Raw genomic sequence first — 20356 nt, 5'->3', positions numbered from 1 at the left:
AATAATATAAAATTAATAGAACAGTAACACTCTTTGGCTGGCCTGGACACAGGCAATAATGAAGAACCTCAAACTCTATTTGAACACGATCGCATGCTGATGCGTGCCCACTCTACATTAAACGACATCCGCAAGACACTAACAGTACTGCAAAATCTACCCGTTGAGTCACCCTGTTCTCCAGTACATATTGAAGCCACAGTTAAAAAACAGTTGAATTTATTGAGGTGTATTACAGAGATTATGGCCTATTAGGCTCCGGGCCTGCTCGTTGGTTCATCCCACTCATCAGGCTCTTCTTCCCAGTTGTCTTCAGATTCTTCCCAGTTGTCTTCTTGCTGGTTTATGAGCCATTTTTTATTTGCTTTTAAATTCAATTCAATCCCCATAGACGGGAAAAAAAGATGATTCGATTTATTTGAAAGTGTGCTGGCAAAATGGTCCACTTCTGGAGTGGAAGTATGTTTTATATGAGTAACCAAAGATGGAGCAGGAAGGGAAGCATCTTTTTGTAAGTTTTGGGCTTCTATTTGGCTTTTTTCTATTTCGCTTTGTTCCTCAAGTTTGGGCTCTTTTGTCGCTTGTCCTAATTGTCCAAATTTATTATTACCCATCCCAAATAATATATTAGCATTATCTCTCTGTAGATAAAGAGTATGTCTGTCATTAGCATCAAAATTGGCTACATCTGATGCAACGGTTTGAAATTGATAAAGTATTTCACTTGAAGGGGCAAATTGATTTGCGGAATTGATTCCTGTGGCCTTTAATTCATGTGCCTCCGTCAAAATAAGACTCCCTGAAGCAGTTGCTTTGATTTTGCTTACTTTTTCTTCAACTAATTGAGTCCACTGATCACATGAGGGAATTTCATTACCTAATCCTAATTCACCTGATTGATTAGTACCAAATCCATATACCTTACCTCGTTTGTCAAGAAGAAGTGCATGTTCTTTTCCAACTGAGATATCAGCCACATCTATATCAGCATTGGGGAGAGGAACCCAATCAGGCAATAACCTCATTTCGTCACCGAAAAAGTGAGTTGTCATCCCCTCCGTTACACCTACTCTATGTACTCTCCCAGTTTCATCTAAAATAGCAGTTATAAAATCTGAGGTTGTCATTGCTTTTACATTTTGGATTTTTGACAGTTTTTGCAGGGCTATTGTTGTTTCTTCTTCAGGTTGAAATGCGAGTTGCTGGCTGGAGTTATCTCCCATAATCCATATTGTTTTTTTAGCTAATAGGACTGAATGATTAAAACCAGCGCTGATAGATTCTATTCGATCTATGCCAATAATTTCGGTAGGTAAGGTCCGATTATTTGTATCAATAAACCCTGATTGTTTTTTTTGGTTTGAACCCATCGAAAATACACGTCCCCGTTCCAATAAAATCAGGGTATGGTTTTGCCCACAAGCTATTTGTTTTACCCTTAGCTCACGTAAAAGATAATGATCTGCAAATGCTTTTAAATTTTGGTTAACTTTGCGAAGTTGAACGATTGAACTTATGGGAAGTTTATCAAACATTTCATAATAAATTTCCAAAGAAAATTGCATCAAAGGACTTTCAAAATTATCTTGATTATTATCAATGTCCTCTTTTCTATCCTTAGTTTTCCTTCCCATATTAACCTACACTTTTTAGAAAAATAACTTCCAATTATAATCTAATTTGTAAGTCTAGTTCAACTTATGTTCCTGAGGGCTATTGGGTGTAAATTCACGCTCCTCTGTTTTGTTCAATGTATCGACTATTTTTTCCAGCATAGCGTGGTCTATATTTTTAACCTCTTCTTTTGAGCCGCCAATAGATTCTGGAATGTATGCTTTCCAAAATTTCATTATAGATTCAGTGTTAAGTATAGGTAAAATCGAATCATCTATTGGCATTTTGCCTTTCCAAGTGAAGCCTGTTTCCGTTTTTTCTATTGATCGGGCATGGATAGCAAGAGTAGCTTGTTTTATCGCTGTTTTTGCAGTACAGCTCTCATTCATAACTGCATCAATAAGCGTGTTCATTAAGTCTCTTTTAGTCCCATTTTGTAGGGTGTTCTCAGCATATTTCATTAATTCCGTTAAATATTGAATGGCAATTCGTTGCTGGGGAGTTAATTTTACTTCGGTTTGATTTCTTGAATTGGAGGCTGAAAAAAAACCACCTCTTGAGAGACTACGATTTAGTTCTTGAGCAAGAGAATTTCCTTGTTTGGTCGATACAATGGGTGCTTGATTATCGTAAGAACATTCTAAATTGGTTGTCATACCTGGGTAGGGGTAGTTTGCTGTAGTAAAAATTCCGTAAGTGTTTCTATATCCCATAGCGACAGCCCAAGGATCAACAAATAGACATCCTGACAGGTCGGTTAAGTCGTCAGAATTATGATTAATTAACAGAAATGTGTGTGATCCTAATCCTCCTTTATGACTAACCAATTTAATGTGCATAGGGTTTAATTGTCTTTTTTCAATTGAAGTGAGCAGTTGGTCAGCAGCCAATTGAGCAAAGGTATGACATGCACCTATTTGCATTTTTTTGACTTGAGATGCTGTTTTAGCAATGGATTGTCGATCGTAACTTGATTGTACTCCCATCCCTATTACTTGAGGTCCATGATAAGTTTTTTTGGATTTTTCTATGATATCTTCTTTGAAATCAGGATTGATACAATGATCAAATCTTAAGGCATCCATAGATCCATAATTATCAAGTCCTAATTGAGCCATATGAGCGGTCAATGGAGTATAGATAAAGGTGTTAGAGGGTACTACACGATTAATAGAAGGTAGACGATTGAATACAGGGTCATTAGCAACAAATTGTAAAACTTGTAGTTGATGAGCTGTTAAATTTGGATGGCTATTTATATATTTTTGTGGATTTTCGATAAAAGAAAGAAGTTCACTATCGGTATAAATAATTCCTAAAAATTCTCTGAAATGCTCTACAGAAACATGAGATGGAATTTCGACTTTTTTTGCTAGAAACCTTGCTAGTCTTCTTGCCTTTTGTTCTAGGGTAAGTGAGTCTTTGCTCTCGGTTGAAAGTATCCATGCCTTGTCTTTTTCCAATTCTGCACTCGCCGCGATTTTTATAAAGGTGGAATGGAGTAATTCGGCGTTAAGGCCTGATTTATCTGAAGATGCTGCTTTAATTTTTTTTAAATACATCTCAGCAACTAATTTCTCTTCAAATTTGATTAGCCTATCAAGGTCATTAATAAATTGATCAACACGCGGGATCATTGGCGTTGTCTTTTCTGGAGCTTTTGCTTGCGATTTTTCAACTTTAGCTTTCATATTAAATCTCTTTCATGGGCTGATTATTTCAGTATATAGAAAGAAAATTAAGCAATGATTACCTGTTTATTAAGGAAAAATTAAATGAGTAATAAGCGTGAAATAATTCCATTAAAAATAGAAGCCTATGTTAGCAAATTAACGCATTATTAAAGCGTATATTTGCTAACATTTAAAAGAAGTTAAATAATTACCTGTGAGTCGACGTTGAGCTAGTGGTTTTTTCTGGCGGATTGGCGGTTTTAGAGGGAGAAGTTGAGTTCTCAGTGTCAATTTTTTGGGTAAAAAAGTTCTGCGAATTAGTGAGATGTTTTTTGACTGCTTTAAGAGGCTCGGGGCCCATCGTTTCGCCGACAATTGCTATAACTGAAAAAATACCTCCGGTGAGGCCTGCACGAAGAGGGGCTTGTTTTAATGTGTTGACTAAGAATGTTTTTCCCATTTCCCTTGGGCTCTGGAAGAAGGCTTTCCCTAATTCGCCTAACACTTTAAATGTGCTTTTATTTACTAACAGGTTTTGCTCATTCACTTTTGCTTGGATAACAACATAGTCTTTGAGGACGGCAAAAGGATAAGAGGCAAGTCCTGCCGCGATTCCACTGAGTGCCCCTGCGGTTAAATGTCGCCATTTGCTGTCTTTAAAGGGTACTTTTTTTGCAATTTCATCTTCAAGAATACATAAGGCACCGAAATTGACAAGTCCTGAAGCGTATCTTGGTAGGAGACCATTGGTCATTAGCTGAGGAATATTTTTGTACCACAAAAAGCCTTCGGGTAAAAGTCCATTTACTTTTCTTAAGGTTGAAAGTGTCTCTGAGACTTGTGTAATAACAATATCCCCCCATGCTGCATAAAAAACATAAGGGCCTGGGTTTTGCAAATTGCCTGTTCCTGGTTTTTCTTCATGAAGAGATGATTCTTTTGCTTCGGCTGGTTTACCTGTTTTAGCAGCCGTGACATAAGCTGTTCTAGCTGTAGAGCTGGCTAGGGACGCTATAGTACCCGCATACAGCGCACGGAAAAATCCCAACGTTCCAATAGAAGAATAACTAGGCATGCCCGCGCCGTTAGTTAAATGAATTAGTGCGGTTTTAATAGGACTTTGAACTACTACCACCGCGCAAGCTGTGACTACGGTTGTTGTCAAGGAATTGGCTGCTCTGTAAGCTAATTCGGACAATTTATAATTTGAATCGGAGAAAGTCTGGGGTTGACCCGAGGGTTTTTCTGAAGGTTTTTCAGTTTGACTTACTGATTCATCATTTTTTGTTTTCATAAAATGCTACCATTATGTTAATTCTAGGCGAATATAGTCACCAAATATTAACAAAATATTAACATATCACTATTTTTAAAAAAGCTGTGTAAAATTTGATCCCAAAAGGGTGGGTAGACTTTTTACAAAAATAAGATAGTATGACGAAAGCATAAATTTAAAAGGAATATCTCATGCTTCGAGCTGCTCTCAATCAACTGAAAGAAGTTGGAACTACTGCTGCCGCTACCGCAGGTTCTAGTCTAGTAGCCTACTCTACATATTGCGTAGGCTCGTCATTGTATGAGTTTTTTAAGAGCCCATCTAAAGAAAACTCATCTGCTACAGAGCAAGAGGAAAAAAAAGATAATAACTTGGGATACTAAAGTGCCCCGTTACGAAGAAAAGCACAAGGTGTTTAGCTTAATCACTCTCCTGCCTGCCGACATTCGTGCTTAGCGTTTTCTTCGCAGGCAAGAGAACAATTATTATCTTTTGTTTTTTCACAAACCTTCAGGCACTGACTAACACGCTGTTGAAAGCAAAGTCCTTGATCATATTTCTGACCTTTAATCTCTCCCTGAGTTGGTGGTTCTGCTGCTTGAACGGGAAGAAAAAATAATAGAAGCACGCATAGCGGGATTTTGGTCATGAGTAAATTCCTTATCAATGTTCGCTCTGACTCGTATAGTCAAAAGTAAAGACCCCATCTTTATCACTCGGACGCTGAAAGATTTGGGGGTGTTTTAAAGTATGTAAAACATCATAATAACCCGCTTTCCAATGTTCATTCATGGTTAGACGAGAAAATTCATAATCTTTGGAGTAACTTTCGTATTGTTGGGATCGGTAAACCAATTGAACAATATTATATACTTTATGGTCAGCTATTTGTCTCAGAATTTTAGCTTCCTCAATTTCTTGAAATTCTCGAGGTAATTTTTTGAGAAGTTTAGACAAGATATAACGAGCTTGTTGTAGACGTTTAAATTGAGTCGTTGCGGCGCGAGTTCGACTAGAATATTGAATTTCTTTCTGACGGGTCATGGCTCCCCGTAGATTACGCGGTATTGTACCTCGAGCACTCCATAGGTCAACTTGAAACACTAATGTATCTTGGCGCGTATCCCCATCAACAATCCACTGCAGAGGGGTATTGGAAATCAATCCGCCATCCCAGTAAAATTCTCCATCAATTTCGGTTGCAGCAAATCCCGGCGGTAAGGAGCCGCTTGCCATGACATGTTCGGGGCGAATGATATCTTTATAATTGTCAAAATAAACAAAATTCCCTGAGCAGATGTTAACGGCCCCTACACTGAATCGAGTTCCTTCTTGATTAATGCGGTCAAAGTCAATAAAGCGCTCAAGAGTTGTTTTAAGCGCTTTAGTATCGTAAAAACTGGTGGCCTCAATGGTTCCATCGGGTTGGAAGAAGGGAGTAGGGACACGCGGAGCAAAAAAATCAGTAGTCCCATTCATTAGCGTATAGATTGCACTCATATTATTAAAGAAGCCCCGAGCCAAATCACCTCTAGGAGTTAGTTGCGACGAAAGGGTAGTCCAGTCAAGTAAGGGGTTAGCTGTAATGGATTCCCAAAAACCTTTTAGCTTGTCAGCTCGTTCTTTTGGTGGATTGCCAGCGATAATTGCTGCATTGATGGCACCAATTGAGATTCCAGCAACCCAATCGGGATGCAATTCAGCCTCTGCAAGCGCTTCATAGACCCCTCCTTGATAAGAGCCAAGTGCACCACCTCCTTGTAGTACAAGAGCAATACATTCAAAAGGAGGACGATTTTTTCCTGTGAATGTTTGTTTTTTACGCGGCGAAGATTTAGGCTTCTTATCCTTCATTTTGGATTCTCCCTTTCCAGTAAATATAAGTATAAACCGCTTGTTTTAAAACTGAAATAAATCTAAGGGAACCTAGCTCTGCCGTATTAATGGATTTTGGCGATAAAATTGCGACAATAATGTAAAGACTTCAGGATAATATTCATTGAGAATAAATGGGTTTTTAAAAAACAATTCACTGAAAACCGCAAAAAATTCACTCGGAGAGGTAGCAGCATAAGCATCAATAGGAGTAGGAAAATTCTGTTCTAGTCGCATTTCTAAATCGAGGTAGGCTTGATTGAACACCTCAGACCATCGCTTTGCCGACATTTCTTTGTGCAGAGGCGGAAAGCCGTTGGCACTACCATTTAACATGTCCAATTTATGTGCAAACTCATGAATTACGACATTACGCCCGCCATTTTCTTCTTGAGACAGACAAACTTCGTCCCAGGAGAGAATGACTGGTCCTCGCTGCCACGATTCTCCACTGAGGTTTGCTCGGCTTAAATGGACTATTCCGTATTCGTCAATTTCTTTTTGAGTATAGGAAAAATCACCGGGGTAAACAATGACAGATACCCAGCCTGCATACCAATCTAAGTCAAGATTCAGAATAAGGAGACAGGCTTGTAAGGCAATATTCAACCGTAGGCCGGTTGTTATTTCTAATTCACCGATTCCCTCAATCGATTTGTAATGGAGAAATAAGGTAGCTAGGCGTCTAAGTTTTTCTATTTCCTCGGTATTTAAGCGTTGCAGAATGGTCAAAGACTGAATAGCATCTCGCCACTCAGTCTTTGAAATTACTGAGTTCTGCACGATTCGGTTACGGTGCCATTCTTTTAGCCAGTGAAACATGACGCTTCCTGCATGGTATTCAATTTATTTTCCGATAAACAGAAAGTCTATATTAAAAATGGCGTTGTTGTAAAAATCCTAAGTTATCTAGTTTAATTCGTTCTCATCGACCTCGTTTGGCGGTTTTAGTCTAAGCGCTTTGTTTGAATTTAGATCTATTGTATAGTCGAAATAAAAAAGGGATTTTTCAAAAGATGAAAGAAATCATTCAACAAACGACTTGGTCTTTAAACCAGGAAACCAGCGACAAGGTCGGCTCCCTAGGAATGGCTAAATTTACTGAAACAGTATTTATTTATGGAGAAAAGGAGGGAGAAACGATAAGTTATTCTGTTAGTCAGCAGTCCGCCTGGGCGCAAGAATTTCTAGCCAATTTATTTATCGGCAATATCTATTCACTCTATGGCCATTACGACAATCGTCTAGAGTATTCTAAGTATGATTTAATTATTGATTTGTCTGAATTTAGTGAATCGCATCCGTTTATTGAGCGTGCCAAGAATCATCACACTATTCCTGTAGAGGATAGTGGTAGAAATTTTTCACAAATTTTAGCCCATATTCATGCAGAAAAACTCTTTGAAAAGATAACTAAGGCGAGAAAAGACAATAAAAAAGTTTTAATTAACTGTCAAATGGGAATGTCGAGAAGTGCGACAGTAGCCATTCTATACATGATGGAAACTTATGGGGTAAGCCTAGTCCAAGCCTATCATCACTTGCAAAAAACCCGGCCCATCGTTGAGCCTAATCCTGGTTATTTTTCCGCACTCTATTATCATCAGATGACATTAATCGTTGAAGCAGCTCCCTGGGCTGCCGCAGAAACTTGGCTTAATGAATTTTTTATGAATCAAGATGAGGTAAATATCACTGGAGAGGGGGAGCAAGTTATCCTCACGCTAAAGAGAGATATGAATGATTTTGGAAGCGTTTTTATTGATTTTGTTTCTTTTTTAGAAATGTTGCACATCCCTTTTAATTTGCTAAATTGCGATTCAAGAAGAGGGGATATCCAAATTAGTTTGGAGGATTCCCAGCAAATTACTTATCTTTTAAAAAATAAAACACTTCATAAACTGGATGATACAAACTGTAATCAACTCGCTATGGCTATGGAAGACGCACTCAATAGTTTAGATTCTACGATTGATAATAATGAACAAAAAAGAAGAGAATTAACCAACTTATTGGGCCAGTTCCGTCAATATTATGCGAAAAAACAATGGAACGATGCTTTCGACTGTGTGATTCAGTTTATAAATTATGCTTCTACCCCCGTTTCAGCAAATAAAAATTTTTACAAAACGGAGTTTGGGCAAACTTCGCCTGCCATTGCATTCAACCAATCCCTGGAAAGAGCAGATTTAACCCATTTGGCCACCCTAATAAAAGACAGAATCCAAGCCAACGACGTTATTAGCGCCGCCACGTGTTGAGAATGCCTAACCTTTGCAAATAAGTAGACTAAAAAAGTCCGCGTTCAATATAGTTTTTTGCTAATTGAATAGCTTGATTTTCAGCTTCTTCTTTAGTTTTTGCGATTTCATTTACTGATTTTTTAATGACATAACTGTATTGATTATTATGGAAAACAAAGGCACAAAATCCTCGGTACATTCCATTGCTTTCTAACGCTGAACACTCAAATGCAATTCCATGATAAATTTTCTTCATAGACTTCCCTATCTATGCACTAAAACAATTTTAATATTATAGTTTAAATGAATTAATTTCATTTATAAATTTTTTGTAAATAAACAAACCAAAATTAAATTGGGATTTTTATTAAAAAATTTGAAAGAAGTTAATCGTTAAACTAGTATAATAGCAAGGCTAATATTTAATCGATCTGCCAATGAGTTAGGTTCATAGATAGAGCCATGAATAAGGAGGTGGATATGGGTTATATTTTCGGCTGGTTATTAGGTGTACCTATAAGTATATTATTATTAATTTGGCTAGTATCTCATCTCTAATCCGATTTGATAGACAATATAAGGATATTTATCATGCTAAATGAAACTGTTAATGAAACGCCTAATGTCACGAATTTACATTCTTGTAAACGCTTATCTTGGACTGCAGTTTTTGTTGGTGCCATAGTGGGGGTTGGACTAAGTTTTCTACTAGGACTTTTTGGCGCAGCAATAGGTTTGAGTATTTTTAGTATGGGGGCCAATGGAGTTACCACGCTTGCTGTGGGAGGATTAATTGGTATTGTCCTCAGTATCATTGTTTCTATGTTAGTCGCAGGCTACACAGCGGGTTATTTAGGTCGTTTGTATTGCCCTAGACGTAATTTAGGCGTGCTGTATGGCTTCACTGCTTGGTCGGTTGCATTGATGCTATCTGCTTTACTTACTACGCATATGAGCGCCTATCTCTCACCTTATAGCGCAGGACCCGCTGCACAAGTCAACGTAGGTTCTCCACAAGCGTTGCCCTCTTCACAAGCACCAACAACTGTAGCTCCTACTAAGGGAACTAATGCGACAAGTACTACTACAGAAAATACAAGTTCTCCATTAACCGTTCAGACAAGCGCTTCACAATCATCTAATGGTAATCAGGTTATTACTGTGCAAGCCTCACCTAATGCCTTGGCTTGGGGTGCTTTCATCTTTTTTGGTTTGTTCTTTATCGGTGCCTTTTTTTGCTGCATAGGTGCTTGCTGGGGAATGAACTGCAGACGTGAAGATTAAAATGATGGAATTACCCCGGATTACAGGATTCCGGGGTAATTCGATTTAATGACTTACCCGAGGCTTACCATTACGTTTCATTTTCTTAATGGCGTCTTCTGTAATAGACTTCGGGGTTTCTGATTTATTAGCTGACTCTGACATAGACAGGACAGTTGATTTTAGAATATCAAGTGGATCTGTATCGACAGCTGGTGAGAAAAGGGACTTGGTTATATTGCCGATTAAGACATCAGGTGTTGTCAAGAATGAGCTTGCTACTTTCAAAAAATTAGTCCTTTGTTGAATATCAGATGTCGCTGAACTGGGTTCCGGGATCATACGAGCAAAAATTTCCCAAGATTGTTTCATATACTCTAAAAACAATATACTGTTACTAATCGCAATTTTAATTTGATTTTCCAATAATTTATCAGGTTTGTTAACAAAATCAGTAATTTCAATTTGAGATAGATTTTTTATTATTTGAAGATTCAGATTAAGCAACGAATTTAATGGTGATGATTCGGATTTTTTACCAATATTTCCTTTGGTTGGCATAAGGTGTCCTTAGATAATAATGGGTAATTAAACTATAGATTATAATGAATAAATAACCAATAACTTTTCTAATTAATTGCATTTTTTTGTGTTGAAAAATTTAATCATTAATTGCAAATTTAATTAAAAGAAAAATTATTTAAAATTATCTGTTATATTTATAAGTATATTATTAATATTTTACCTTCATATTTTGGATTATTTATTTCTCAAGGAGAGCCATAATGAATGAACTAAAGGGACTTAAAGTGGCGATTTTAGCGGCAGATGGCTTCGAAGAAGTTGAATTAGAAAAGCCACGTAAAGCTTTAGAGAGAGAAGGAGCAAAAACTTATCTAATTTCTCCTGAAAATGAGTTTGTTCAAGGGTGGAATCATCTCGAAGTAGGCGATACTTTTACCGTTGACGTGCCACTTAATCAAGCTAATGCAGCTGATTATGATGCTTTATTATTACCGGGTGGTGTAGTAAATCCAGATAAATTAAGGATAATTCCCGAAGCAATTAATTTTATAAAAGCAATCAATAAACAAAAAAAGCCTATTGCTGCCATATGTCACGGTCCTTCGTTATTAATTAATGCTGGGGTAGCAAAAGACCATAAAGTCACCTCCTGGTCATCTATTAAGTTAGATTTGATCAACGCAGGTGCGAATTGGGTCGATGAACCTGTTGTATTCGATGATAATTTAGTAACAAGTAGAAATCCGCAAGATATTCCTTTATTTAATGAAGGAATGATAAGGCTGTTTAAATTATGGAAAAAAAATCATAATTTATAAAGTGAATAGCTGCATAACAATGCAGCTCACCAATCCGTTGCTTCCGAAGAGTTGATATATAATTTATCGATAAGTTCTGTTTTCAAAGAGGCAGGGCCACGAGCTCGTGTGGATACGGAACCAACGCAATTTCCATAAAATTCTATGGCGGAGCGGGCTGCAGTAAATCGATCCTTTTCAACGGTGTGAAAACCACCAATAATTGCTGAAAGAAGACTATCTATACCAGCGACCTTTTGCAAAAGAGTTGAGTCAAAATTAAATTTGTCTATTTTATTTGAATCAAGCACTGTATTGAATTTACCACTGACTACTATCGCGAGGTCATATTTTTCTGATAATTTTTTTGCATGTTCAAGCACTTGCTCATCCAATGGATTATGACTATTCGGTATAGTGATTTTTTCGGTCAATAAACTTTCAAGCTCATTTGAATAACCTCGAACAACAGAAATTTTATGATTTTTGAGAAAACTAAGCGCAGTTTCTGTCCTGTAACGACTTATACCTGTGCCGACTGGATCCAAAACAATGGGTTTATTATTTGCATTTGCCGAATGGCAAATGTGATAACATAGATTAATAAATTTATCGTCTAATTTACCCAAATTAATCACGACTGCACTAGCTAAATTAAGTAACTCATCAACTTCCTGCTCTGCGTTACTCATGAGAGGATAGATACCAATACTCCTTAATCCACTGGCGATAAGCTCCATTGGATAATAATTAAGAATATTAAACACAAAGGGCTTTTTTTTGCGAATTTCCCTCAATATTCTTTTAACATCGCTCGCCATAATTATAATCCTAACCAACGGATAAATTCATTAGTTGATCTAAGTGTGATTGAAGGTTTAGCTTCAAAATCAATGGTATAACTTTTAGCTACTTGATGGGTACTAGAAGACGTGTCCGAAGTAAGTCGAACATCCTTAATTTTCCCTAAATCAACAATATGCATTTCTGTTGCATAATAACCGCGTTCCATTTTTACTACTGGGATAACAAAATTTACGGTGTTTAATGCATTTTTATTATTGATAATTAAGTTTTCAAATTCTGCATTAGATAATGCAATATATTCTATGTTGTTGATTTGTCGGCGCAGCATACGTTCCAAAGGCGCTTTAGCATGAAATATTTGTTCATAATTATCAGCCGTTATAACTAAAATTGGTTCATTTCCTAGATTTTTACGGTTGATATTAGCAAAAAGAACTGGTTCTCTGTGTTCATTTTCTGATTTGATTTCTGTATCTTGTGTTGACGCGTAACGTGTCGGAGAAACGTTATCGCAATTAAGAAATTTGGATTTAACAAACCAATTATCGCTTGGATAATAGATTACAAATAATGATCGATCTTTTATAGTATTTATAATATCTGAAGTGATATTTTCTGGTAGTGCAGGGCAGCCCCAACTCCGGCCGGCTCTTCCATATTTTTTAATAAAACTTTCATCGACATACCATCCTCCGTGCATCACCACGGAGCGATTAGAGGCATTATCATTAAAACCGGGATCGAGGCCATCTAATTTCAAAGAAAGACCATGTCGGCCATAGTAAGTATCTTCAGTTTTATATACGCCAATACTGCTCGATTTACTGTTATATTTGTTTGAAAAACTAGTAGATAATAGAGTGCCGGATTTAATACCGTGCGATACATAAGTGTGATATAGCAATTTTTTTGCATACAGATCAAATACCCATAGGCGTTTTTCGCTCGAAGGTAATGAATAATCGATAATTGTTAAAATATTATTGTGGTCGACATTATATTCGCCTGCACATTTTAAGGTTTTTAATACCTTATCGACGACGAGCTTATTTAAGCTGCTCGTTACGAGCATATTTTCAATTTCTTTTAATGAGGTATTAGTCGCTTTGGGGGAAATAAGATCAGGACTGATCAGCGCTATGATCTGTAAAATTTGATTATCGTCCTTTTTTTTCACTACTTTTTCATGCACATGTTTATGAGAGGACTGGGAAAAACAACAAGTCGAAGTGACTGCTAACATCCATAGCAGAGTTTTTCTCATGGCATTTCCTCGATTATTCTTATTTAATTGCCCTATATAAGGTATAGCTCAAATTTAGATAAATGATATATATATAATCATGATGTGCAAATATTGATATATCCTGCGGATCCTTTATTAGTGGTCTTCACATTTATATATAATATTTGCTCGACAGGCATAGAAGAGAAAATCTAGACTGCTACGTATAATGCCTACTCATGCTATTCAAGCATGAGTAGGAGAGGAGAGTTAATTATCTTTATCAGATTCTTCGATTACTTGGCTGAAGTATTTATATTTTATAGAAGAAATTTCTTGTTCTATAGCTAGGTCTATTTTATAGATTGCATCATTAACGGCTTCTACCATAAGAGCGCAAGTTCTTTTTTGATTGTCCCAATCTGCATAAGAAGGATCAAAACTAAGTTCGAGCAGTTGATGATTGCCATCTACTTTTGCTTTAGCAAGCCTGTCAGTTGAGAAGCCTTCTTTCACCAAGAATTCAAGATCTTCTATTTTGGAGGCAAGTTCTGCTTCCATTTGAGCACTTTTTACTCGTACCGCTTTAGCTGTGCGAGCACCTAGTGCTTTTAAAATATCCTCGTTAACTACAACTCCACTTGATGGTTTCATTAGAATATCTCCTATGAAATTTAGTATGGATAAATCACAGATTATTACTCGATGATGGAGGTGATGATTCTTCTTTTTTAGCTTCTAGAGCTTTCAATATGCCTCTATCCTTTAGAATTTGAGGTATTTCAATATTCAGCTTATCGCTGACTACTGAATTATTACTAACTCCGCGTCCATAGTTGTCCGTAACAACTCTTGAAAGTACATTAGCTACAGCTTGGATTTCTTTATCGACCTTATCTTGATTACTACTCCCTTTGCTGTCCTTATGAAGGATCTTGATTAATTCTCCTACTCCATAAATTGAGGCTGAATAGCAATTAGAACCATAAAGAGTACAGTGCTGTGGTTCACAAATAGTTGTATTAATTCCTTCAAAAAGCTGTTTAGCTTGTTTTCCAGTAATCACAACTGCATCCGGACTTGCTGGCCTGTCTTCACTTACACGCCTAAATGCCAACGAAGAGTGAAAGAAAGGGGAGCCTTGCGTAACATCAGCAAAAGCTTGTTTTCTTGCAAAACATACCTCAAATTTTGCATCGTCATCTATTTCATTTGGTTCCATACTGAGCATTTTTTCAGGTTTAATAAGAACCCTAGGTGCGGTTTTATCGTTTGTAAAAGGTTCCGTAATAAAATCACTGCCTATAAGTAAGTCATAGTGTTTTTCATTATCCAAATGAGTTCCAAGCGACTTAACTAGCAAAGGACTTTGCCTTATTTTGTTTAAGACATTGTGTTTAGGATTTTTATCAGCATCTCGTACATAGCCGGGGCTTTGTCTTCCAATGACTAACCATTCTTTCTTATTTGCCTCAACCAGGGATCTTTTAGGAGCTGCTTGTTCTTCGGGTTCAGAGATACTCTTCATCGTATCTTTTAATGTTTTGTATTTACTAGTTTCATCCCATAAATAATATCCACTAGCTCCTATGGCAGAACCTACTAGAGAAGGATTTTTAAAAAAATTAGATACTGTAGATCTCCAAGCCATTGTTTTACCCTCACAACTTTAATATTAATTTAAATTAAGTATATCGCTTAAACATTAAGGATTTATTATGGTCATACTATTATTAAATTAAGCCAACTGAATCAATAATCATTATCATTTTTTGGCTTAAGCTTTCTAATATCTACAGTTATCTAACAACGATAAATTAGGTTTTATGGTTTTTCGGATTGAAATGAGGATATTTCCTTTTCTTTTCTCTCAGCATTTGATAAACCTCGTTCAACTAGAATTTGTTTTATCTTAGAGTTCAGCTCATCGCTTACAACTGGATTATTACTAACTCCACGACCCAAATTGTCCAAGGAAACTTTTGCAAGCACATTGGCAACTGCTTGAATATCTTTATTATCCTTATCAGTTGCTTTGGGTTTTTCCTGGTCCTCTTCTAATTTAAGTCCTGTTCTTTTATCAATGAGTTCAATTAATTTCCCTGTTCCGTAAATCGTAGCCGAATAGCAATTAGAGCCATAAAGAGTGCAATGTTGAGGTTCGCAAATGGTAGAATTAATATCATCTAAAAGCGCTTTAGCCTCTTTACCCGTTATCACCACAGAGTCAGGATTCGCTGGCCTTTCCTCACTAATAACCCTAAATGCCAATGAGGAGTGATAGAAAGGTGATTTTTGTTTTGTTAGATCAGAAAACGCTTGTTTTCTTGCAAAGCTTACCTCAAGCTCTTCTTCATCATCTATTTCATGAGGCTCTTTATTAACCATTTGTGCAGGTTTAATGAGAACCCTAGGTGCGGTTTTATCGTTTGTAAAAGGTTCTGTAATAAAATCACTACCTGGTAGTAGTTCATAATGGGATTCATTATCTAAATGAGTCCCCAGGCCTTTAAAAATCAAAGGGCTTAAGCTTATTCTGCTGAGAAGATGGTGTTTGGGATTTTTCTCAGGATCTCGTACATAGTATGGGCTTTGCCGTCCAATAACTAGCCATTCTTTATGCTCTGCTTCCACGACTTCTCTTTGAGGAGCGTCTTCTTCTTCAGGTTCAGACATGCTTTCTAAATTACTCTTTAATGTTGAATATTTAGAAACTTCTTGCGCTAAATAATAGGAGCCAGCTCCCATGGTGGTACCACCTGCTGCATATTTAAAAAAACCACGTCTCCACGCCATGATAAACCCCATAAAATAGTAGATTTAAATAAAGTATATAACTTAAACATTAAGGCATTATTATGCGCATCAAACTTGAAAAAAACTGTGTAATGGAATATGCAATAACGAAGAAGGGCCATGTGAAAAAGGATTAATTTAATACAGTTAGTAAGCGAGAATTAGAGTGATTACTAAACAGAGAGGGAACAAACCTCTTTTTTTTGGCTTAACGCCTGCTATTCTCTATTAACAACCTCTGTATTCTGAAAGAGGTTGATGAAATTCGGCTTTTATGTAAAAATAACGAACACTAAGGTCAGTTTATTAATTGCTAAGAAGAGGTTTGAAACCGCTTTAGCTTAATTTAAAAAGACCATATTCTAATAAATGGCGTTGTTATGACGCAGTGAAATATGGAATCTGCAAGCAACAACCTATATTAAGGAGCAGGAAAGTGCCATTAGAAAGATTTTTTGGACGCAGGGCAGTCGGGATAGTTGGGAATCAATCGATGAAATTATCTACTAAACTTGGACCCTCTTTTTTTAGTCGTTCTTTATATTTTGCAACCAACCCAACGAGTATAGAATCTAAGACCTTAAGCTCAGACCCAGTAGAAATACCGCCAGAAAAAATGAAATCCTTAGATGAGATGCAAGATAATGAACATTATGAGTTAATGTTTGCTACTAAATCAGGCCTTCCCATTCCAAAGCTTCCTATTAGCCATTCAGCGATTGCATTTAAAGATCCAGAGACTGAAACCTTCTTTGTCTATGGTCGCCAAAGTCCCTGGGATTTTTCCAATTGGCTACGTGAGGGAATTAATTTCCGTACTGAAATGGATAACGAAGGTAAATATCTTAATAAAAACTACCCCTTCACAGCTCACCCTACCGGCGCATTATTTACTAAGGAAGAAATTGAAGAGTTTCTCAATAAAACGGATAAACTGATTAATAAACCACAATTTTGTAATATGGTTAACTCTAATTGCTATTCTGCTTCTACTACAATAATGGGGCTAGCAGTTGAAACTTTAGTTAAAAGACAAAAATTTGATGCTGAAGAGATATCTAAGGTTCTAAAAGTATTGGAAGAGCACCCCCTACAAGATCATTTTTCTTTGGGAGTGATGAATAATCCCGTAGTTCAAAGCACTTTGAAATCAGCTATTTCTTCAGTGCAAGAACGAGTAACTGCGATAAAAAAACCCAATGCAGCAGAACAGGAATTGCAACAGCAAACTGAAGATTTACTTAAAGCATTGGGGCATGAAGGGATTGAAACGTTAATCAGAGATTGTCTGTCAATTTAATTTCTGCATATGCCCTTGATCGCATTCCTTAATCAAGGGCAGGTTTAAGTATCGATTAATGCTGATTTTGCACAAAAATCTGTTCATTTAGCCATGAGTGCAATTTTTTTACTATATATGTTGCTACCTCAGCTTCGGGCATTTTATGGCTGAGTTGCTCACAAATTTCCATAAAAGTCGCTTGAGACTTGATTGCTTGCAATAAATTTTGCTCTAGGTGATCCAGTTTACAATAGCGCACTTCAAGTTGACGGCGCCAAACGAGTACAAATTGCGGGCTCTTAAGTTTTCTAGGGTGAGGTATTGATAGGCCTCGTCGCGGAGCTTCAATTAGCGCCAAGCTGTTCCAATGCATGCAAAGAATTTGGCAGGAAGGGTGGAGGTATAATTTAAGCTTAGGCCATGCTTTTGGAGGTAAATCTCGTAGATCGGATTCAGAAAGCAGTTCGGCATTACGGCTAATAATCGCGTCGGATTCAGCCCATTCAAAGGCAGCAATTTCACTTAAATAAGTTTTTTTGCTATAAGCTACTGTTTCCAAGAGAAATTGGCTGAGATGTTGGCCGAATGAATTGAGTGAATAGTGGTAAGAAGGGTAAGCGTCGATGTATTTTCGACACAGTGTATTAAATTTTGATTCCCCTAACATTTCAGCCAAGGTTGAGTAGTCATTCGCGAGTGTTTCCTCAAGTCGACCGTAAAATCCTTCAGCATAAATAGCTACGCGCTCATCTATTGATCCGCGTGGCGGTGGGCAGAGATAAGGCTTAATAATGGGGTCCAAAGTCAACATCGACTTTTGTAATAGACTATGTAGTTCATTGAGTTTCATGTTCTAAGCTCGCTTCCAGGGTTGATAAACAATTTTGTTGAATCGTTCTTGCATAATCTAATTCTTGCCATAATTCTTCGAAAGCGGGGATGTGATCATCCCGCTCTATCATCGTTGATATATTGCCGAAGCGTTTGACCGCCTTAGCATAGAGTTCCCAGACCTCAGTGATAATGGGGTGGTCATGAGTATCAATAATGTAGTTTTCACAATTTAAATGACCGGCTAAATGAAATTGTTGGACGCGATTGACAGGTATAGAATCAATATAGACAAGTGGATCAAAGCCATGATTGAATGCACTGACATAAATATTATTTATATCTAATAAGATTAAACAATCAGCACGATTCGCGATTTCACTAAGAAATTCCCATTCCGTCATCTCCGAGGCTTTATAAGTAATATAACTGGATACATTTTCTAAAAGGATTTGACGTTGATAAAAATCTTGTACGAATTTCACACGCTCTACAACATGCTCAATTGCTTTTTCGGTGTAGGCTAATGGTAACAAGTCATGCATATTCCGTTGATGAACCCCAGTCCAACAGAGATGATCAGAAATCCATTGCGGCTGAATACGATCGGCTAATTGTTTGACCTGTTTTAAATAATCAACATTGAGCGGATCTGTGCTGCCAATCGATAAAGACACGCCATGCATGACAAGTGGGTAGTTCTCACGAATTTTGTTTAGATAATAAAGTGGATTTCCTCCATCAACCAGGTAATTTTCTGTAAGGATTTCAAACCAATCGATTGTTGGAGAGTGCTCTAAAATATGTTGATAATGCTCTGCCCGTAGACCTAATCCCATACCTAAAGATTTTTTTTCTTTAATTTGATAATTGTTTTTCATCAATTGTTGATTCCTAGAAAGGATAAGTGGGAGCATAAAACAGATGCCCCATTTGGGGCATCTGCAGTACATCAATATGAGCTGTTGGAGCTTTTACAGCTGTTATAACTTTTGCAATTGTTTTTGCTCTTACTCTTGCAGTTGTTATAACTTTTGCAGTTGTTTTTGCTCTTGCTCTTGCAATTGTTATAACTTTTGCAGTTGCTCTTGCTCTTGCAGCTATGATTACTCTTGCAACTATGATTGCTCTTACAACTATTATTGCTCTTGCAACTATGATTGCTCTTACAACTATGATTGCTCTTGCATTTGCTGTGACTCTTGCACGAGTTTTTAGAGCCCCCAGAATCGGAACCTCCGTAACCACTGTCGGAGTTAGAGTTTCCTCCGTAACCACTATCGGGGTTAGATTTTCCGCCATAACCACTATCGGAGTTAGAGTTTCCTCCATAACCACTATTGGAGTTGGAGTTAGACTTTCCTCCAGAATTTCCGCCGGTAGGCGTTCCACCGTAACTACCACCTGAAGGGCTTGTTCCCCATCCACCTGATGATTTTCCTCCAGAGTTATCATTGGAGCCCCCATATCCGGAATTAGAGCTTGAGGCATAAAGACCGGATGCAAATAGGGCCGCTGCTGCGGTTGCGATGATGCGACTTTTTTTATCCATTTCAATCTCCATTTGTAATAGGCAAAAATCTTATTTAAGAATAGATTAAGGATTAACCATCTTCAAGTTGTACAAAATTTGACCTGAAAATTGTGCTATAAGCCAGATGCCCCATTTGAGGTATCTTTATCCTATTAGTTCTTGCAATGGCAGCCGCTAGCGCTTTTGCAATGGTTGCTGCTTTTACATTTATTGTGACTCTTACAATGGTTAGAGCTTTTGCATTGATTGTGACTCTTACAATGGTTGGCGCTTTTGCATTGATTGTGACTCTTACAATGGTTGGCGCTTTTGCATTGATTGTGACTCTTGCAATGGTTAGTGCTTTTGCATTGATTGTGACTCTTGCAATGGTTAGTGCTTTTGCATTGATTCTGACTCTTACAAGAGTTTTTAGCGTAATCGGAACCAGGACTATTTGTTACTTGAGAGTTAGAACCTCCGTTTCCGGAATTAGAACTTGAGGCATAAAGACCAGATGCGAAGAGGGCTGCTGCTGCGGTTGCGATGATGCGATTTTTCTTATCCATTTCAATCTCCATTTGTAATAGACGAAAATCTTAATTAAGAATAGATGAATGATTAATTATCTTCAAG

The 20356-nt window shown here is 37.2% G+C and carries 23 protein-coding genes; 7 read left to right on the top strand and 16 right to left on the bottom strand.

The annotated features are described in order from the left end of the window. Positions 1 to 33: 33 nt before the first annotated feature. The gene (locus tag Ldro_RS16205) at positions 34 to 255 is read left to right on the top strand and encodes a hypothetical protein (RefSeq protein WP_131764270.1); all 222 of its coding nucleotides are present in this window, start codon (positions 34 to 36) and stop codon (positions 253 to 255) included. On the opposite strand, the gene Ldro_RS02600 is transcribed toward Ldro_RS16205, so the two are convergent. From Ldro_RS02600 to Ldro_RS02590, 3 genes are all read right to left on the bottom strand, one after another. Next, positions 252 to 1634, bottom strand: coding sequence for an RCC1 domain-containing protein (locus Ldro_RS02600; protein ID WP_058494866.1), 1383 nt, complete (start codon positions 1632 to 1634; stop codon positions 252 to 254). The two genes, Ldro_RS16205 and Ldro_RS02600, sit on opposite strands and share 4 nt — an antisense overlap. A gap of 54 nt (positions 1635 to 1688) precedes the next feature. Next, a complete protein-coding gene (locus tag Ldro_RS02595; RefSeq protein ID WP_058494865.1) occupies positions 1689 to 3305 on the bottom strand; it encodes a hypothetical protein in 1617 nt (538 codons plus the stop codon). A 190-nt stretch (positions 3306 to 3495) separates the two neighbouring features. Beyond that, positions 3496 to 4581 carry a hypothetical protein gene (locus tag Ldro_RS02590; protein ID WP_058494864.1) on the bottom strand — a complete coding sequence of 362 codons (1086 nt, stop codon included), beginning with the start codon at positions 4579 to 4581 and terminating at the stop codon, positions 3496 to 3498. Positions 4582 to 4754: 173 nt separating this feature from the next. Here Ldro_RS02590 and Ldro_RS02585 point away from each other — a divergent pair, with 173 nt between their 5' ends. Next, on the top strand, positions 4755 to 4946 hold the full coding sequence (locus tag Ldro_RS02585; protein ID WP_058494863.1) for a hypothetical protein: 192 nt from the start codon (positions 4755 to 4757) through the stop codon (positions 4944 to 4946). A gap of 41 nt (positions 4947 to 4987) precedes the next feature. Here the strand turns inward: Ldro_RS02585 and Ldro_RS02580 are convergent, their stop codons facing one another. The 3 genes from Ldro_RS02580 to Ldro_RS02570 all read right to left on the bottom strand — a co-directional run bounded on the left by Ldro_RS02580 (position 4988) and on the right by Ldro_RS02570 (position 7260). Next, positions 4988 to 5212: a hypothetical protein gene (locus Ldro_RS02580; protein ID WP_058494862.1), complete on the bottom strand. Its 225-nt coding sequence runs from the start codon at positions 5210 to 5212 to the stop codon at positions 4988 to 4990. 14 nt (positions 5213 to 5226) lie between these two features. Then, positions 5227 to 6417: a DUF3734 domain-containing protein gene (locus tag Ldro_RS02575; protein WP_058494861.1), complete on the bottom strand. Its 1191-nt coding sequence runs from the start codon at positions 6415 to 6417 to the stop codon at positions 5227 to 5229. A 72-nt stretch (positions 6418 to 6489) separates the two neighbouring features. Then, positions 6490 to 7260 (bottom strand): M90 family metallopeptidase, encoded by a 771-nt coding sequence (locus tag Ldro_RS02570; RefSeq protein WP_058494860.1) that lies wholly within the window; start codon positions 7258 to 7260, stop codon positions 6490 to 6492. A gap of 194 nt (positions 7261 to 7454) precedes the next feature. On the opposite strand from Ldro_RS02570, the gene Ldro_RS02565 reads away from it, so the two are divergent. Further along, a complete protein-coding gene (locus tag Ldro_RS02565) occupies positions 7455 to 8699 on the top strand; it encodes a dual specificity protein phosphatase family protein (protein ID WP_058494859.1) in 1245 nt (414 codons plus the stop codon). Positions 8700 to 8727: 28 nt separating this feature from the next. On the opposite strand, the gene Ldro_RS02560 is transcribed toward Ldro_RS02565, so the two are convergent. After that, positions 8728 to 8937, bottom strand: a complete 210-nt coding sequence (locus Ldro_RS02560; RefSeq protein ID WP_058494858.1) for a hypothetical protein — start codon at positions 8935 to 8937, stop codon at positions 8728 to 8730. Positions 8938 to 9272: 335 nt separating this feature from the next. On the opposite strand from Ldro_RS02560, the gene Ldro_RS02555 reads away from it, so the two are divergent. Next, positions 9273 to 9965 carry a hypothetical protein gene (locus Ldro_RS02555; RefSeq protein ID WP_058494857.1) on the top strand — a complete coding sequence of 231 codons (693 nt, stop codon included), beginning with the start codon at positions 9273 to 9275 and terminating at the stop codon, positions 9963 to 9965. 45 nt (positions 9966 to 10010) lie between these two features. Here Ldro_RS02555 and Ldro_RS02550 read toward each other — a convergent pair whose 3' ends face one another. Then, the gene (locus Ldro_RS02550; protein WP_058494856.1) at positions 10011 to 10505 is read right to left on the bottom strand and encodes a hypothetical protein; all 495 of its coding nucleotides are present in this window, start codon (positions 10503 to 10505) and stop codon (positions 10011 to 10013) included. Between the two features lie 224 nt (positions 10506 to 10729). Here Ldro_RS02550 and Ldro_RS02545 point away from each other — a divergent pair, with 224 nt between their 5' ends. After that, positions 10730 to 11287, top strand: coding sequence for a type 1 glutamine amidotransferase domain-containing protein (locus tag Ldro_RS02545; protein WP_058494855.1), 558 nt, complete (start codon positions 10730 to 10732; stop codon positions 11285 to 11287). A gap of 26 nt (positions 11288 to 11313) precedes the next feature. On the opposite strand, the gene thiM is transcribed toward Ldro_RS02545, so the two are convergent. The 5 genes from thiM to Ldro_RS02520 all read right to left on the bottom strand — a co-directional run bounded on the left by thiM (position 11314) and on the right by Ldro_RS02520 (position 16094). After that, positions 11314 to 12087, bottom strand: a complete 774-nt coding sequence (gene thiM / locus Ldro_RS02540; protein WP_058494854.1) for a hydroxyethylthiazole kinase — start codon at positions 12085 to 12087, stop codon at positions 11314 to 11316. Positions 12088 to 12089: 2 nt separating this feature from the next. Next, complete coding sequence (locus Ldro_RS02535) at positions 12090 to 13337, bottom strand: murein L,D-transpeptidase catalytic domain family protein (protein ID WP_058494853.1); 1248 nt, start codon at positions 13335 to 13337, stop codon at positions 12090 to 12092. Positions 13338 to 13568: 231 nt separating this feature from the next. Further along, a complete protein-coding gene (locus Ldro_RS02530) occupies positions 13569 to 13952 on the bottom strand; it encodes a YbaB/EbfC family nucleoid-associated protein (protein WP_058494852.1) in 384 nt (127 codons plus the stop codon). Positions 13953 to 13986: 34 nt separating this feature from the next. Next, positions 13987 to 14949 (bottom strand): hypothetical protein, encoded by a 963-nt coding sequence (locus Ldro_RS02525; protein WP_058494851.1) that lies wholly within the window; start codon positions 14947 to 14949, stop codon positions 13987 to 13989. 173 nt (positions 14950 to 15122) lie between these two features. Beyond that, a complete protein-coding gene (locus Ldro_RS02520) occupies positions 15123 to 16094 on the bottom strand; it encodes a hypothetical protein (RefSeq protein WP_058494850.1) in 972 nt (323 codons plus the stop codon). A 493-nt stretch (positions 16095 to 16587) separates the two neighbouring features. Here Ldro_RS02520 and Ldro_RS02515 point away from each other — a divergent pair, with 493 nt between their 5' ends. After that, a complete protein-coding gene (locus Ldro_RS02515; protein WP_131764269.1) occupies positions 16588 to 17394 on the top strand; it encodes a hypothetical protein in 807 nt (268 codons plus the stop codon). Between the two features lie 55 nt (positions 17395 to 17449). Here the strand turns inward: Ldro_RS02515 and Ldro_RS02510 are convergent, their stop codons facing one another. Genes Ldro_RS02510 through Ldro_RS02500 form a run of 3 tightly spaced genes read right to left on the bottom strand, consistent with a single transcriptional unit; the run spans position 17450 to position 19662 of the window. Continuing rightward, the gene (locus Ldro_RS02510) at positions 17450 to 18226 is read right to left on the bottom strand and encodes an HvfC/BufC N-terminal domain-containing protein (RefSeq protein WP_058494848.1); all 777 of its coding nucleotides are present in this window, start codon (positions 18224 to 18226) and stop codon (positions 17450 to 17452) included. Next, positions 18213 to 19088 carry an MNIO family bufferin maturase gene (bufB, locus tag Ldro_RS02505; protein WP_058494847.1) on the bottom strand — a complete coding sequence of 292 codons (876 nt, stop codon included), beginning with the start codon at positions 19086 to 19088 and terminating at the stop codon, positions 18213 to 18215. Before bufB ends, Ldro_RS02510 begins: the two co-directional genes overlap by 14 nt. Positions 19089 to 19101: 13 nt before the next feature. Next, on the bottom strand, positions 19102 to 19662 hold the full coding sequence (locus Ldro_RS02500; RefSeq protein ID WP_157066448.1) for a hypothetical protein: 561 nt from the start codon (positions 19660 to 19662) through the stop codon (positions 19102 to 19104). A 243-nt stretch (positions 19663 to 19905) separates the two neighbouring features. On the opposite strand from Ldro_RS02500, the gene Ldro_RS02495 reads away from it, so the two are divergent. Next, the gene (locus tag Ldro_RS02495) at positions 19906 to 20223 is read left to right on the top strand and encodes a hypothetical protein (protein WP_058494845.1); all 318 of its coding nucleotides are present in this window, start codon (positions 19906 to 19908) and stop codon (positions 20221 to 20223) included. The last annotated feature ends 133 nt before the right edge of the window (positions 20224 to 20356 follow it).

Origin of the sequence: Legionella drozanskii LLAP-1, assembly GCF_001467585.1 — a bacterium.
Classification (GTDB): domain Bacteria; phylum Pseudomonadota; class Gammaproteobacteria; order Legionellales; family Legionellaceae; genus Tatlockia; species Tatlockia drozanskii.
Note: the sequence above shows the minus strand (reverse complement) of the source record. Positions and strands in the feature narration are given on the sequence as shown.